Source organism: Pseudomonas paraversuta (assembly GCF_904067025.1).
GTDB lineage: Bacteria > Pseudomonadota > Gammaproteobacteria > Pseudomonadales > Pseudomonadaceae > Aquipseudomonas > Aquipseudomonas paraversuta.
Genome location: NZ_CAJFDA010000001.1, coordinates 417519 through 431667 on the forward strand (window position 1 = coordinate 417519; position 14149 = coordinate 431667).

The following is a 14149-nucleotide window of genomic DNA, read 5'->3' on the forward strand; positions in this document are numbered from 1 at the left end:
TTTAGATTTAGTTTTTTGCCGGCCTGGCGCTGATGGTGACCCACCACGGGGTGTGCTGTTCAATCTTCACCGGCAAGGCGGGCAGCAGGGCATTGAGGGCCAGCTCGACGTTGTTCAGCGCGAAGCTGCCGCTGATGCGCAGGTCGGCGACGTCGGGGTCGACGCCCAGGTGGCCGCGTCGATAGCGCTTGAGTTCGTGCACCATGTCGGCCAGGCGTACGTTGTCGAGCACCAGCATACCGCGGGTCCAGGCGTCTGCCCCGGGGTTGACGGCGAGCATCTGGCCCAGGTAATCGCGGTGCATCAGCACTTGCTGACCTTCGGTGTAGATGATTTCGTCGACGCTGTTTTCGGGATGCGCTGCAACCCGCGACTGCAGCACGCTGAGGCGGGTGCCGTCGTCTTCGCGCCGGACCAGAAACCGCGTGCCCAATGCTCGCAAGCTGCCATCACGGGTTTGCACGACAAAAGGCCGGGGGTCGCCATGGCCGGTCTCGACCATGATTTCGCCTTCTTGCAGGACGATGCGTCGCGTAGTGCCATCAAAGCGCACATCGACTGCGCTGTGGGTGTTGAGGTTCAGCAGGGTGCCATCGGCCAGGCGTAACTGGCGTTGCTCGCCGGTGGCGGTGCGGTGATCGGCCATCCAGTAATCAACCGGCAGGTAGTCTTTGCTGGCGAACAAGGTCAGCCCGCATACCAGCGCAATACTGGCCAGGCCGCCGCCGATTTTGCGCACCTGTTGCTGTACGCCGCTGCGGGCCTTGAGCAAGGCGTTACGCGCCGGGACACTGGTGCTGCTGAAGCGGTGATCGAGCATGCCCAGTTGCATCCAGGCCCGCGCGTGCTCTTCGCTGGCGCTGTACCACTTGTTGAATTCGGCTTGCTCCAAGGCGCTGCCATTGCCGCAGTCCAGGCACAGTTGCCAGGCAATGGCAGCATCCAGCACGGGTGCCGATACCGGTTTGGAGCTGACCGGGCTCATGCCGGCTCGCCATACAGGGCGATGTAGCACTGGCGGATGCCCTGGGCCAGATACTGGCGCACGCGGGGCACCGATACGCCGAGGCGTTGGGCAATTTCAGCGTGGGTCAGGCCGTCGATACGGCTATAGAGGTAGGCCGCCCGGGATTTGCTCGAGAGTTTGGCCAGCAGGCGGTCGATGGCTTTGAGGTCTTCGAGGATCAGTTGCTGCTCTTCGGGCGAGGGTTGCTCGGCATCGGGGATCAGCATCAGCTCGTTGAGGTAGGCCTGTTCCAGGGCAGCGCGGCGAAAATGGTCAAACAGCAGGCCTTTGGCAATGGCGGCCAGAAAAGCCCGGGGTTCGCGGGGGGCCTTGAGGTCTTCACGGCCCAGCAGGCGCACGAAAGTGTCCTGGCTCAAGTCTTCCGCCCGTTGCGGGCAGGCCACATTGCGTCGCAACCACGCCAGCAGCCAACCGCGATGGTCGCGGTAAAGCGCTCCAACCAGTTCACTGTGGGGGGTTTGGACTGACGACAAGGGCATCACCGAATACATGCATTAACTAACGATAACTATTCGCGATTGTGTCAGAGGCAATGGGCATGCGCAATTGACACTCATCGGAAGGTAAACAGCCTGCAGGCGCGAGCTCTTTGGCGCAGCCATGAAAGGCGCGCGAGCAAGCTCGCTCCTACAGGTGTGAAGTCAGCTGTGGTGTCGCTTCAGGAGTCGAGTCCGGTGTCAGAAGCTATGGGCTTGTTTGCGTCGCTGCCATTGGTTTAGCCGCTGCTGCAGAGCCAGGGGGCTGTCGATCTGTTGCGTGCGTGCGCGGCTGAACAGGATCAACGCCAGTTCGGCTGTGACCAGGGCGTCGGCGCTGGCGTTGTGGCGGTCTTCGACTTGCAGGTTGAAGTGCCGGATCCAGTGATCAAGCCCCGCCTCTCGCGGATTGACCTGCGGGCACAGCATCGGCGCCAGGGCCGCCACATCCAGAAACGGGTGCTGCAGGCGGTAGCCCAGGCTGTCTTTAAGGGCACGCCCCAGCATGTGCTGGTCAAATGGGGCGTGAAAGGCCAGCAGCGGGCTGTCACCGACAAAGGCCATAAAGTCCAGCAGGGCATCCACCGGATCACTGCCCGCGGCAATTGCTTCCGGGCTCAGACCATGCAGCAACACGCTGGGGTTGAGGGTGTTGTCGGGGCGCAACAGGGTGCGTTCGAACGCCTGGCCCAGATCGATGGCACCATCTTCGATGACCATCGCGCCAATCGACAGCACCTGGTCGCGATTGAGGTTCAGGCCGCTGGTTTCCAGGTCGACCACCACCCAGCGCTGTTGGCGCAGTGAGGCCTCGCTCAGCCCGGGTGGTGCCGGCAGTTGCAGCACCCGTTGTTGTTGCTCAGGGCTCAAGACCGGCTTTTTACGCGGCAGCAACCAGGACAGCAGGCTCATAGTTGATACCGCAGGGCCAGGCTGCTCTGCAGGCGCTGGGCCTGGCGCAGGGCTTCACGCAGGATGCGCCGGTCCAGCTGGTTCAGGCTGTCCGGGTCGACACGGTTGGAATACGGGCGGTTTTCCCGGGTTTGCAACTGGTGCTGTTGCATGCGGGTTTGCTGGATGAAGTGGTAGGCCTCTTCATAGGCCGCGCCGTCCAGTGCCTCGATCACTTCCAGGGTCACCAGCTGGCGCAGGCGTTCCAGGGTGTTGTTGGCTTCCACGCCGTGGGCCAGTGCCAGCAGCCGTGCACCGTCGACGAACGGCGTGAGGCCCTGCACCTTGAGGTCCAGGGTGGCTTTGTCGCTGCCTTTGCGCTCCAGTACAAACTCACGGAAACGCCCCACCGGTGGGCTATGGCGCAGGGCGTTGGCGGCCATCATGCGCTGGAACAGGCGGTTGTCGGCCACTTGTTCGAGAATGCCGCGGCGCAGTTGCTGGCAGCCCTGTTCGTCACCCCAGACCACCCGCAGGTCGAAATAGATGCTCGAGGCCAACAGGTTTTCGGGGGTTGCCTCGCGAATGAAGGCGGCGAAACGGCGGGCCCATTCGGCGCGCGACAAGCACAGTTCCGGGTTGCCGGCCATGACATTGCCCTTGCACAGGGTAAAGCCGCATGCCGCCAGATGATGGTTGATCTGCTGTGCGATGGGCAGCAGGCGCTGGCGGATTTCAGCGGCCTGGGTGGCGTCCTTGGCCTCGAATAAAATGCCGTTGTCCTGGTCGGTATGCAGGGTTTGCTCGCGTCGCCCTTCGCTGCCAAAGCACAGCCAGCTGAAGGGCACGCCAGGATCGCCACGGTCGGCCAGCACCAGCTCGATGACCCGGCACACGGTGTGGTCGTTGAGCTGGGTGATGATGTGGGTGATCTGGGTTGAGGACGCGCCGTGGGCCAGCATGCGTTCCACCAGTTGCCCGATCTCGCCGCGCAGGCTGATCAGGTTTTCCAGCCGGGGGGCATGGCGGATGGTGCGGGCCAGATGAACCAGGTCAACCCGTTGCAGAGAAAACAGATCGCGCTCGGAGACTACGCCGCACAGGCGCTGATCCTTGACCAGGCACACATGGGCAATATGGCGCTCGGTCATGGCGATGGCGGCGTCGAAGGCGCTGTGATCGGGGGACAGGTAAAACGGCCCGGGGGTCATGTACAGGTCGATGGTTTGGGCGAAATCCTGAATCCCGCTGGCCACCACCTGGCGCAGGTCGCGCAGGGTGAAGATGCCCAGCGGCGCTTTGTGCCCGTCCACCACCACAATGCTGCCCACCTGCTGTTCGTGCATCAGGCGCACAGCTTCACGCAGTGCGGTGTCCGGCAGACAGGTCACCGGGTGGCGCATGGCCAGTTCACCGAGGCGGGTGTTGAGTGAATATTGCGTGCCGAGGGTTTCTACGGCTTTCCGCTGCACCTGTTGATTGACCTTGTCGAGCAAGCTGCTGACGCCACGCAGGGCAAAGTCGCGGAACTCGTCGGACAGGGCGAACAATTTGATAAATGCAGGCTTGTTCAGTTGCAGGCAAAAGGTGTCTTCGGCGGCCAGATGTTCGGTACGGGTGGCGCGCTCGCCCAGCAACGCGGCCAGCGGAAAGCACTCGCCGGCAGTGATTTCAAAGGTGGTCTCGGCGTCTTCACGGCCTACATGGGTCCGTTCGCCCACCACCCGGCCCTGCTTGACGATATAGAAGTGATCCACCGGCCCGTCAGTCGGTCGGATGATGCTCTCACCGGGCCCGTAGAAGCGCAGCTGGCATTGCTCCACCAGGAATGCCAGGTGCGTATTTTCCATTTGGTTGAAGGGCGGGAATCGCTGCAAGAATTGCATGGTGCCGTGAATGTTCTGCAGCACCGCAGTTTTCCCTGCCTGGAGAAATGCATCCGATTTACTCATTACCATTACCGCATTGTTGTTATGACGGGACGGGGCGGGCCCATGGCGTGTTGTGACCCTCATGCTCGGTTGTCTGGGCGCGGGTGCCCATTGGACGTAAGTCTATGGGGAAGAGGCCTGTTGAAGTTTTTGCGAATGCTTACAGACTATTTCCTTGTTTACCCTGATGCCGGACTTGGAATTACTCTGATCTGGGTGCACATTGATCCGATCAAGGATTAACCGACTTTAACGCTGGGATATTTGACCGGCAGGACAGTTTACGAGAGCCGCATGACTGAACACGACATATTGACCGACGCCGAACGCGAGGCCTTGAACGAGGTGATGCGAACACCTGTGCCGGAGCAGCATGGGGTGTTGATTGTTGACGATGATGAGTTGGCCTGCGAGTTGCTGGCGGAGTTTTTGACCTTGAGCGGCATTGAGTGTGTGACCGCAAGAAATGAACGTCAGGCGCTGGCGTTGTTGAAGTCTGAACACTCCATCGGGCTGATACTCACCGATTTGCGCATGGTGCCCCACGATGGCCTGCACCTGATCCGCAAAGTGCGCGCATCCGAGCGGGCAAGCTTGCCGATCATCATCATGTCGGGCGATGCAGGAGTGCGTGATGCCATCGATGCGATGCACCTCAACGTGGTGGATTTCCTGCTCAAACCTATCGACACCGCCAAGTTGCTCAAGCTGATCAAGCAGGAACTGGCGTTGTAGCCCGGCACATGGCCGCAATGCGGTTCGCTTGAACAACGGCGATCTCAACTGCAGGGGCGAGCTGGTGCGGGAGGGCTTTAAACAATAACGCCGTGTTTACAGGGTAAACACGGCGTTATTGAGAATATCCCGGGACCCGCTAGCCCCTGCAAAGACAGCGCTCTGCAGGGGCTAGCGGTTTTCGGGGTTTGTTACAAACCATTCCTGGCTTTGAACTCGCGACGACGACGGTGCAGAACAGGCTCGGTGTATCCGTTTGGCTGTTTGCTGCCTTCGATCACCAGTTCAACCGCTGCCTGGAAGGCGATGTTGCTGTCGAAGTCCGGTGCCAGCGGACGGTACAGCGCGTCGTTGGCATTTTGACGGTCGACCACCGGAGCCATGCGCTTGAGGCTTTCAAGTACCTGGGTCTGGTTGACGATGCCATGGCGCAGCCAGTTGGCGATGTGCTGGCTGGAAATGCGCAGCGTCGCACGGTCTTCCATCAGGCCGATGTCATTGATGTCCGGTACTTTCGAACAACCAACGCCCTGGTCGATCCAGCGCACCACGTAACCGAGAATGCCCTGGGAGTTGTTGTCCAGTTCGTTCTGGATCTGCTCGGGCGTCCACTGCGGGCTAACGGCCAGCGGGATGGTCAGGATGTCGTCCACGGAGGCCGGGGCGCGTTTGGCCAGTTCGGCCTGACGGGCGAACACGTCAACCTTGTGGTAGTGCAGCGCATGCAGGGCGGCTGCCGTCGGCGAAGGCACCCAGGCGGTGTTGGCGCCGGCCAGCGGGTGAGCGATTTTCTGCTCCAGCATGGCAGCCATCAGGTCGGGCATGGCCCACATGCCTTTACCGATTTGCGCACGACCTTGCAGGCCAGTACTCAAGCCGACATCGACGTTGTTGTTTTCGTACGCGCTAATCCATTTTTCGGACTTCATGTCCGCCTTGCGCACCATTGGCCCGGCTTCCATCGAGGTGTGAATCTCGTCGCCAGTACGGTCCAGGAAGCCGGTGTTGATAAACACCACCCGCTCGCTGGCGGCCTTGATGCAGGCCTTGAGGTTGATGGTGGTGCGGCGCTCTTCGTCCATGATCCCGACTTTGAGCGTGTTGCGTGGCAGCTTCAGGACATCTTCGATGCGGCCGAACAGCTCGTTGGTGAACGCCGCTTCTTCAGCGCCGTGCATTTTCGGTTTGACGATGTACACCGACCCGGTGCGGCTGTTGGTGCGGGTCGCTTTGCCATTGAGGCTATGGATCGCTGCCAGGCTGGTCAGCAGGCCGTCGAGAATGCCTTCAGGTACTTCGTTGCCGTCTTTGTCGAGGATCGCATCGATGGTCATCAAGTGACCCACGTTACGCACGAACAACAACGACCGGCCGTGCAGGCTGACAGTGCCGCCGTCGGGCGCAGTGTATTCGCGGTCCGGGTTCATGGTGCGGGTGAAGGTTGTGCCGCCCTTGGATACTTGCTCGCTCAGGTCGCCCTTCATCAGGCCGAGCCAGTTGCGGTAGATCACCACCTTGTCGTCAGCATCGACGGCGGCGACTGAGTCTTCGCAGTCCATGATGGTGGTCAGCGCAGCTTCCATCAGCACGTCTTTGACCCCGGCAGCGTCGGTCTGGCCGACCGGGCTGGCAGCGTCGATCTGGATTTCGAAGTGCAGGCCATTGTGTTTGAGCAACACGGCGGTCGGTGCCGCGGCCGCGCCGTGGTAGCCGGTCAGTTGCGCAGTGTCGCGCAGGCCGCTGCTGGCGCCGCCCTTGAGGCTCACCTGCAAGGCGCCGCCAACAATGGCGTAGCCTGTGGCGTCAACGTGGGAACCTGTTGCCAGGGGCGCGGCGTCGTCGAGGAAGGCGCGGGCGAAGGCGATCACTTTGTCGCCACGGACCTTGTTGTAGCCTTTGCCCCGGGTGGCGCCATCGGTTTCGCTGATGGCATCGGTGCCGTACAACGCGTCATACAACGACCCCCAGCGGGCGTTCGAGGCGTTGAGGGCAAAGCGCGCATTCATCACCGGTACCACCAGTTGGGGACCTGCCATGCGGGCGATTTCGTCGTCGACGTTCTGTGTCGTTGCCTGGAAATCCGCCGCTTCTGGCTGCAGATACCCGATGTCTTGCAAGAAGGCTTTATAAGCCACGGCGTCATGGGCCTTGCCGGCCTGAGCCTGGTGCCAGGCGTCGATCCGCGCCTGCAAATCATCGCGTTTGGCGAGCAGTGCTTTGTTCTTGGGTGCCAGGTCATGAATAACCTTGTCGGCACCGGCCCAGAACTGGTCGGCGTCGAGGCCGGTACCGGGAATGGCTTCGTTGTTTACGAAGTCGAACAGGACTTTGGCGACCTGCAGGCCACCGACGTGAACGTGTTCAGTCATTGCTTGCCTCACTCATTTTTATTTAAAGCCTGGAGCGCTTCTTAAAACACCGCGTTAGCTCATGCTGGCGGGGTTGTGCGGGGTGTAGCAGACGCCTTGGCGAACCATATTACAAATTATGTAGTGGTCGCCAAGGGATACTACATGATCAATTGCAGATGTGAAAATCAGACTAATCACGTCGTTCTGCGACCATTTGTACGCTATCGGTCATACAGAAGAACAGGATGTTCTCAAGAATTGTACAGCTTGTTCCAGATAATTCTAAAAACAGTACACAATTTGTTTTTTCGAGGTGTTTTTGTGGCACCTGAAGTGGCACCCGGGGTCTTGCCTATACTCATCCGACCCCTAACAAGAGAGTCCCCGCCATGAACCATCTTGTGATTACGGTCTTTGCCCCGGACAAGGCCGGGCAGGTCGAACGTATTGCCCAATGCATCGCCGAGCATGGCGGCAACTGGCTGGAAAGCCGGATGTCACGGATGGCCGGGCAATTCGCCGGGATCTTGCGCGTAGGCGTGCCGGCTGAAGCCCATGATGAATTGATCGCTGCGCTGCACGGCCTGGCGCCGGACGGGATTCGGGTGTTGATCGCCGAAAGCGGGATCGAGCAGTCTTGCACCTGGAAGCCGATTGCCATGGACCTGGTGGGAAATGACCGTCCGGGCATAGTGCGCGACATTACCCGGGTGCTGACGGAGCAGGGAGTGAATCTGGAGCGTCTGGTGACGGATGTGCGGCCTGCGCCCATGAGCAACGAGCCGCTGTTTCATGCCGAGGCCATTCTGGCGGTACCGCTGACGCTCTCGCTGGAGGTGTTGCAGGCGCGCCTGGAAACCCTGGCCGACGAGTTGATGGTCGGGCTCGAGTTGCGCCCCGAGGACTAGGGGCCGGCCCTGCTGTTGCGCAGGGCCGTGTTGCGCGAAGCTGGTTTGGAATGATTCAGCTTCGCTTCCCGCGTTGCACAACAGCAGAACCTGCGTGCTGTGGAAACTGATTGGGCACGCCCCCTATCCCCGGCGCAGGGTCAGCACTGCATCAAGGGTATAGATCGCCAGACCGGCCCAGATAAACATAAAGGCCATCAGTGTGGCTTCTGACAGATGCTCGCCAAACACCCACACCGCCAGAATCAGTACCAGTGTCGGCGCGATGTACTGCATAAAGCCCAGGGTGGTGTAGGGCAAGTGCCTTGCGGCGGCGTTGAAGCTCACCAGCGGGATCAACGTTGCCGGACCTGCAGCCACCAGTAGCCAGGCTTCCTTACTGCTCCAGAACTCCGTATGGGCACTGTTGGCCTCGGGGTGCATGAGCAGCCAGCCAATGGCGATGGGCACCAGAATCCAGGTTTCGACCACCAGCCCGGGCAGTGCCTTGACGGGCGCCTGTTTGCGGATCAGCCCGTAAAAGCCGAAGCTCAGCGCCAGCACCAGGGACACCCACGGCAGGCTGCCCACTTGCCACACCTGTTGCGCCACGCCAAGGGCGGCAAGCCCTACGGCCAGCCATTGCAGGCGGCGTAAACGCTCCCCCAGCAGCAGCATGCCAAGCAATACATTGACCAGCGGGTTGATGTAGTAGCCGAGGCTGGCTTCCAGCATGCGGTCGTTATTGACCGCCCACACATAGGTCAGCCAGTTGACCGCAATCAACAGCCCGCTGATGGCCAGCACGCCGAGGCGCCTGGGGTTGTCGCGCAGTTCCTGCCACCAGCCGGGGTGTTTCCAGAACAGCAGCAACAAAGAGCCGAACAGTGCGGACCAGAGTACCCGGTTTACGATGATCTCGGCCGCGGGGACAGTGGCCAGGAGTTTGAAGTAGAGCGGGAAGATGCCCCAGATGATATAGGCGGTGAGGCCTAAAATGTACCCGCGACGCGGGTTGGCGGCTTGCATGCAGAGTCCTTGCTTAGGCAACTAACGGATACGGAACAGGCCAAGAGTGTAAGCAGGTTTTACAGATTGCGAGCAAAGTTTTTGTAGGTCCGGGCTGTTCGTTTACCGGGTAGTTAAAAACCCGCGAACAAGCTCGCACCTACAGAAAACGGAGGGGGTCAGAACAGCTTCAGCGGTTCTTCATTGAGCGCTGACAGTTGCTCGCGCAAAGCCAGCACCTGGTCGCCCCAGTAACGCTCGGTGCCAAACCACGGGAAGCTGTGGGGGAACGCCGGGTCGTCCCAGCGGCGCGCGAGCCAGGCGCTGTAATGCATCAGGCGCAAGGCCCGCAGCGGTTCGATCAACGCCAGTTCCCGCGGGTTGAAGTCATGGAACTCGCTGTAGCCGTCCATCAATTCTGACAGCTGGCCCAGGCATTCCTGACGATCACCTGCAAGCATCATCCACAGATCCTGCACCGCAGGCCCCATGCGGCAGTCGTCGAGGTCGACGATATGGAACACTTCATCACGGCACATCATGTTGCCGGGGTGGCAATCACCGTGCATGCGGATGTTGGTGTGCGGGGTGGCGGCGTACACGTCTTCGACACGCTTTAGCAGGTCACGGGCCACGGACTCGTAGGCCGGCAGCAGGCTGCGCGGGATGAAATTGCCTTCGAGCAGGGTGGTGAGGGAGTCGTGACCAAAGTTCTTCACCCCCAGCGCTTCGCGGTGTTCAAACGGCTTGGTTGCCCCCACGGCATGCAGGCGCCCCAGCAGTTGCCCCAGACGGTACAGCTGGTCGAGATTGCCGGGCTCCGGCGCACGGCCGCCCCGGCGCGGAAACAGGGTGAAGCGAAAGCCTGCGTGTTCAAACAGGCTCTGGCCGTTGTGAATCATCGGTGCGACCACCGGGACGTCAAGGTCGGCGAGCTCGAAGGTGAAGCGGTGTTCTTCGAGGATGGCTTCGTTGGTCCAGCGTTGCGGTCGGTAGAATTTGGCGATCAGCGGTTCCGAGTCTTCGATGCCGACCTGGTACACGCGATTTTCGTAGCTGTTGAGCGCGAGCACGCGGGCATCGCTCAGGAAACCGATGCTTTCGACGGCGTCGAGCACCAGATCAGGGGTAAGTGTTGCAAACGGATGAGACATGCTGACTCCTGCGCGCAGCAGGCTGCCGCGTCCGGCCATGCATGTTAGCGCAGACCGGGAACGATCTGGCACTAAACCTGTGGCTGCCGGCGATTGAGGCACAACGCCGGCTCCCACAGATGGGCCTGCGGTCATCAGGCGCCGATGATGCCGCCATCTTCGCGACTGATGGCCATGACCGAAGAGCGTGGCTTGCCGTTGGGCAAGTGCTCGGGGAAGGTCGATCCACCGTTTTCACCGGGATGCTGGATGCCGACGAACAGGGTTTTCTGGTCTGGCGAGAAGCTGATGCCGGTCACTTCGCAACCGATCGGCCCGACCATGAAACGGCGGATTTCACCGCTTGCCGGGTCGGCACAGAGCATCTGGTTATTGCCCATGCCGGCGAAGTCCCCGCTATTGCCGGAATCGCCATCGGTCTGGATCCACAGGCGTCCGGCGTCGTCGAAGCCCAGACCGTCGGGGCTGTTGAACATGTTTTGCGGGGTGATGTTGGACGAGCCGCCCTTGGCTTTTCCGGCATGCACCAGCGGGTTGCCGGCGACTACAAACAGGTCCCAGTCGAAGGTGTCGGTGCCGTGATCGTCGTTGCGGGCTTTCCAGCGCAGGATCTGTCCGTAGACATTCTTCTCCCGGGGGTTGGGCCCGCCGACCGGTTGCCCGTCTTCGCCGCGCTTGGCGTTGTTGGTCAGGGTGCAATAGACCTGCCCGTCCTTGGGGCTGACCACTATCCATTCCGGGCGGTCCATGCGCGTGGCATTCACCGCGCTGCCTGCCAGGCGTGCGTGAATCAGTACTTCGCCCTGGTTGGCGAAGCCGCCGGCGGAATCGATGCCGTTTTTGCCATGGCTCAATTCAACCCACTGACCCTGCCCCCTGGGCAGGTCGGGGTTTTTGTCGCCGCCGTCAAAGCGGGCAACGTAAAGGGTGCCGTGGTCCAGCAGGTCGCGATTGGCCTTGGGGTCTTTATGGTTGATCCGGTCGCGGCTGATGAATTTGTAGATAAATTCGCCGCGTTCGTCATCGCCCATATAGACCACCGCCCGGCCATCGGCGGTTTCGGCCAGGGCGGCGTTCTCGTGCTTGAAGCGGCCCAGCGCTGTGCGTTTGACGGGCATCGAGTGCGGGTCGAACGGGTCAATTTCCACCACCCAGCCGTGGCGATTGAGTTCGTTGGGGTTGACCGCCAGATCGAATCGCGGGTCATGGGGGTGCCAGTTGATTTCTTTGCTGGAGGCCACGGCGCCATAGCGTTTTTGCGCGGTGTCGAAGGCTTGCCTGGGGTCAGAACTGCCGAAACAGTCGGTGAAGTTCTCTTCACAGGTCAGGTAGGTGCCCCATGGGGTTTTGCCATTGGCGCAGTTCTGGAAGGTGCCCAGGGCCAGGGTGCCGGTGTTGTCGGCCCGGGTGCGCAGCAAGGCATGACCGGCCGCCGGGCCACCCAGGCGAATCGGTGTATTGCCATGTATGCGCCGGTTGAACGGCGAGCCCTGGGCAAACGCCCATCCGTTGCCGGTGCGGCGGATTTCAATGACCGATACGCCTTCACTGGCCTGGGCTTTATGCACTTGTTCAAGGGAGGCGGGCATGCCGCCGTGGGGGTACAGATAGCGGTAGTTGGTGTACTCGTTGTTGATGGCCATCAGGGCGCGGTTCGGGTCATCGGCGAAGGCGAACAGGCTCATGCCGTCATTGTTGTCGCCGAATTGCACTTCCTGGTCCCTGGCCGAGCCGTTACCGTCGGGGTCGAACGCCGGGCCTGCGGCGTGCAGTGGCTGACCCCAGCTGATCAGTACGCTGGAGCGATAGCCGGGTGGCAGGCTGATACTGTCAGTGGTGGCCGCCTTGATACTGTCAAAACCCAGCAACGGGCTGGAGGCGGCGCTGATGCCGGTAGCCAGGGCGCTGCGGCTCAGCAGGCCGCCGCCCAAAAACATGGCAGCACCGCACAAGGCGCCGGCGCCGATAAAGCCACGTCGACTGAGGCCGATGATCTGCTCAAGGTCGGTGGGTTGGTCTTCTTTTAACAGGGTCATGTCAGGCTCGGCTCGCAGACGATTTTGCCAGCCACCATAAGCCGCGGGTATGACAGCCGTGTTGCAAGCGGCCGTGGTGGCCGTTACAGCGGGGTGCCCAACAACACCAGTGACGGCGAGAACTGCACCTGGGTTGCATCCCCCGTCTTTGCGCCAAGTATTTCAAGGTGTTGCGGCTCGCTCAGGGCGCACAAAACCTGGCCGCCGGACAGGCTGATGCGCACTTCGCTGGGGCCATCGTCGGCGTGGAGGATTTGTTCAATGCGCCCCTGCAGATGATTGTGCCCCGGGGCTGGCGCCTGTTTGGCAGCCACCAGTTGCAGCCAGCCGGCCTTGATCAGGGCGACCACCGGGCTGCCGATCTGCAGTTCCAGGCGCAGGGTACTGTCGCGGGTGATTTGCGCGTGCAGGCTCAGACCGCCCGCCAGGGCGAGCTCAATCATGTCGTTATGGCCATGGCTGGATATGGCAGTCACGTTGCCGTGCAACTGGTTGCGGGCGCTGGTTCTGAGCATCAGGCGCCCCAGCAGGTCGAGGTCTTCGGTGTCTTCGGCGGCATCCAGCACCTGGCTCTGTAGCACCTGCAAGCGCTGGTAAAGACGCAGTACCCGCTCTCCGGCAACGGACAGCCGCGCCCCGCCCCCGCCTTTGCCGCCAACGCTGCGCTGAACCAGTGCGGTTTGCGCCAGGTTGTTCAGTTCATCAATGGCATCCCATGCTGCCTTGTAGCTGATGCCCGCACTTTTGGCCGCCGCAGTGATCGAGCCCTGTTCGGCAATGTGCTGTAACAGCGCAATACGCTGCGGGCGGCGGACCATGTGTTGTGCAAGCAAGGAGGGCAGGTGCATGACGGCGGATTCGCAAGGCGGCTGGAAGCCCGGAAAGTGCCTGTTCAACCCGGGCCCGTCAAGGCGCTCCGTCAGGTTTCGGGGTGCGGGCCAGGCAATACACGTCGACCCGCCGAGCCCCGGCTTTGAGCAGCAGGCGCGCCAGGCTTTCAGCGGTGGCGCCGGTGGTCAGTACGTCATCAATCAGCGCCAGGTGCAGGCCCTGGACCTGCGCTCCCGGGCTCAGGCCGAAGGCTTGCAACAGATTGCGCTTGCGGGCTTTGGCGTCCAGCGCCTGTTGCGTGGGGGTGTCCTGGGTGCGCAGTAACCAGTGTTCACGGCAGGGGATGTTCAACCGGGCACTGAGCCAGTGACTGAGCATGGCTGCCTGGTTATAGCCACGTTGGCGCAGGCGCTGAACGGACAGCGGTACCGGCAGCAAGAAGTCGGGTCGCTCTTGGCCGCAGTTGAAGCTATCAAGCAGGCATTGGCCGAGAAGTTCGGCCAACAGCCGGCCATAGGGCCATTTACTGTTGTGTTTGAAACCCACGATCAGGCTGTCGACCGGAAAGCCGTACGCCCAGGCCGCATGCACCTGCTCGAACGCAGGCGGTTGCTTGAGGCAGTCACCGCAGGTCAACCGGGCCGCCGGGAGTGGCAAGGCGCAGCGCAGGCAGCAATCACCCAGCCAGGGCAGCTCAGGCTCACAGGCACGGCAGATCGGTAAAACGCCCTTGAGCGCTTCATCGCACAATAAACAGGTTTGGTTATTAAATAACCAGATGTCAACCAGTCTAATCCAATGTGGTTGACAGTTCATCTTGCA

The 14149-nt window shown here is 61.3% G+C and carries 12 protein-coding genes; 2 read left to right on the top strand and 10 right to left on the bottom strand.

What is annotated here, in order from left to right; translation table 11 throughout:
- Positions 1 to 7 precede the first annotated feature (7 nt).
- From JQ848_RS01965 to JQ848_RS01980, 4 genes are all read right to left on the bottom strand, one after another.
- Positions 8 to 985 (bottom strand): FecR domain-containing protein, encoded by a 978-nt coding sequence (locus JQ848_RS01965; protein WP_004419488.1) that lies wholly within the window; start codon positions 983 to 985, stop codon positions 8 to 10.
- Positions 982 to 1506: an RNA polymerase sigma factor gene (locus tag JQ848_RS01970; RefSeq protein WP_165439574.1), complete on the bottom strand. Its 525-nt coding sequence runs from the start codon at positions 1504 to 1506 to the stop codon at positions 982 to 984. The genes JQ848_RS01965 and JQ848_RS01970 overlap by 4 nt, the downstream gene beginning before the upstream one ends.
- Before the next feature lie 198 nt (positions 1507 to 1704).
- Positions 1705 to 2415 carry a 3'-5' exonuclease gene (locus tag JQ848_RS01975; protein WP_004419485.1) on the bottom strand — a complete coding sequence of 237 codons (711 nt, stop codon included), beginning with the start codon at positions 2413 to 2415 and terminating at the stop codon, positions 1705 to 1707.
- Positions 2412 to 4346: a putative nucleotidyltransferase substrate binding domain-containing protein gene (locus JQ848_RS01980; RefSeq protein ID WP_202210222.1), complete on the bottom strand. Its 1935-nt coding sequence runs from the start codon at positions 4344 to 4346 to the stop codon at positions 2412 to 2414. Before JQ848_RS01980 ends, JQ848_RS01975 begins: the two co-directional genes overlap by 4 nt.
- 273 nt (positions 4347 to 4619) lie before the next feature.
- On the opposite strand from JQ848_RS01980, the gene JQ848_RS01985 reads away from it, so the two are divergent.
- Positions 4620 to 5060: a response regulator gene (locus tag JQ848_RS01985; RefSeq protein ID WP_004419482.1), complete on the top strand. Its 441-nt coding sequence runs from the start codon at positions 4620 to 4622 to the stop codon at positions 5058 to 5060.
- A gap of 191 nt (positions 5061 to 5251) precedes the next feature.
- On the opposite strand, the gene JQ848_RS01990 is transcribed toward JQ848_RS01985, so the two are convergent.
- Positions 5252 to 7429, bottom strand: coding sequence for a malate synthase G (locus JQ848_RS01990; RefSeq protein WP_004419480.1), 2178 nt, complete (start codon positions 7427 to 7429; stop codon positions 5252 to 5254).
- Between the two features lie 371 nt (positions 7430 to 7800).
- Here JQ848_RS01990 and JQ848_RS01995 point away from each other — a divergent pair, with 371 nt between their 5' ends.
- Positions 7801 to 8319, top strand: coding sequence for a glycine cleavage system transcriptional repressor (locus JQ848_RS01995; RefSeq protein ID WP_004419479.1), 519 nt, complete (start codon positions 7801 to 7803; stop codon positions 8317 to 8319).
- Between the two features lie 123 nt (positions 8320 to 8442).
- Here JQ848_RS01995 and rarD read toward each other — a convergent pair whose 3' ends face one another.
- From rarD to JQ848_RS02020, 5 genes are all read right to left on the bottom strand, one after another.
- A complete protein-coding gene (gene rarD, locus JQ848_RS02000; RefSeq protein WP_160626630.1) occupies positions 8443 to 9327 on the bottom strand; it encodes an EamA family transporter RarD in 885 nt (294 codons plus the stop codon).
- Positions 9328 to 9485: 158 nt separating this feature from the next.
- Positions 9486 to 10460 (bottom strand): serine/threonine protein kinase, encoded by a 975-nt coding sequence (locus JQ848_RS02005; RefSeq protein ID WP_004419476.1) that lies wholly within the window; start codon positions 10458 to 10460, stop codon positions 9486 to 9488.
- Between the two features lie 134 nt (positions 10461 to 10594).
- Positions 10595 to 12496 (bottom strand): PhoX family protein, encoded by a 1902-nt coding sequence (locus tag JQ848_RS02010; protein ID WP_202210223.1) that lies wholly within the window; start codon positions 12494 to 12496, stop codon positions 10595 to 10597.
- Positions 12497 to 12579: 83 nt separating this feature from the next.
- Entirely contained in the window at positions 12580 to 13344 is a 765-nt protein-coding gene (locus tag JQ848_RS02015; protein WP_010656675.1) for a TOBE domain-containing protein, read from the bottom strand.
- Between the two features lie 58 nt (positions 13345 to 13402).
- Positions 13403 to 14143, bottom strand: a complete 741-nt coding sequence (locus JQ848_RS02020) for a ComF family protein (protein ID WP_202210224.1) — start codon at positions 14141 to 14143, stop codon at positions 13403 to 13405.
- Positions 14144 to 14149: the final 6 nt, after the last annotated feature.

Excerpts from the sequence above, each read along its gene's own strand:
- JQ848_RS01965 (WP_004419488.1), bottom strand. The coding sequence starts at position 985 with ATGAGCCCGGTCAGCTCCAAACCGGTATCGGCACCCGTGCTGGATGCT.
- JQ848_RS01970 (WP_165439574.1), bottom strand. The coding sequence starts at position 1,506 with ATGCCCTTGTCGTCAGTCCAAACCCCCCACAGTGAACTGGTTGGAGCG.
- JQ848_RS01975 (WP_004419485.1), bottom strand. The coding sequence starts at position 2,415 with ATGAGCCTGCTGTCCTGGTTGCTGCCGCGTAAAAAGCCGGTCTTGAGC.
- JQ848_RS01980 (WP_202210222.1), bottom strand. The coding sequence starts at position 4,346 with ATGAGTAAATCGGATGCATTTCTCCAGGCAGGGAAAACTGCGGTGCTG.
- JQ848_RS01985 (WP_004419482.1), top strand. The coding sequence starts at position 4,620 with ATGACTGAACACGACATATTGACCGACGCCGAACGCGAGGCCTTGAAC.
- JQ848_RS01990 (WP_004419480.1), bottom strand. The coding sequence starts at position 7,429 with ATGACTGAACACGTTCACGTCGGTGGCCTGCAGGTCGCCAAAGTCCTG.
- JQ848_RS01995 (WP_004419479.1), top strand. The coding sequence starts at position 7,801 with ATGAACCATCTTGTGATTACGGTCTTTGCCCCGGACAAGGCCGGGCAG.
- rarD (WP_160626630.1), bottom strand. The coding sequence starts at position 9,327 with ATGCAAGCCGCCAACCCGCGTCGCGGGTACATTTTAGGCCTCACCGCC.
- JQ848_RS02005 (WP_004419476.1), bottom strand. The coding sequence starts at position 10,460 with ATGTCTCATCCGTTTGCAACACTTACCCCTGATCTGGTGCTCGACGCC.
- JQ848_RS02010 (WP_202210223.1), bottom strand. The coding sequence starts at position 12,496 with ATGACCCTGTTAAAAGAAGACCAACCCACCGACCTTGAGCAGATCATC.
- JQ848_RS02015 (WP_010656675.1), bottom strand. The coding sequence starts at position 13,344 with ATGCACCTGCCCTCCTTGCTTGCACAACACATGGTCCGCCGCCCGCAG.
- JQ848_RS02020 (WP_202210224.1), bottom strand. The coding sequence starts at position 14,143 with ATGAACTGTCAACCACATTGGATTAGACTGGTTGACATCTGGTTATTT.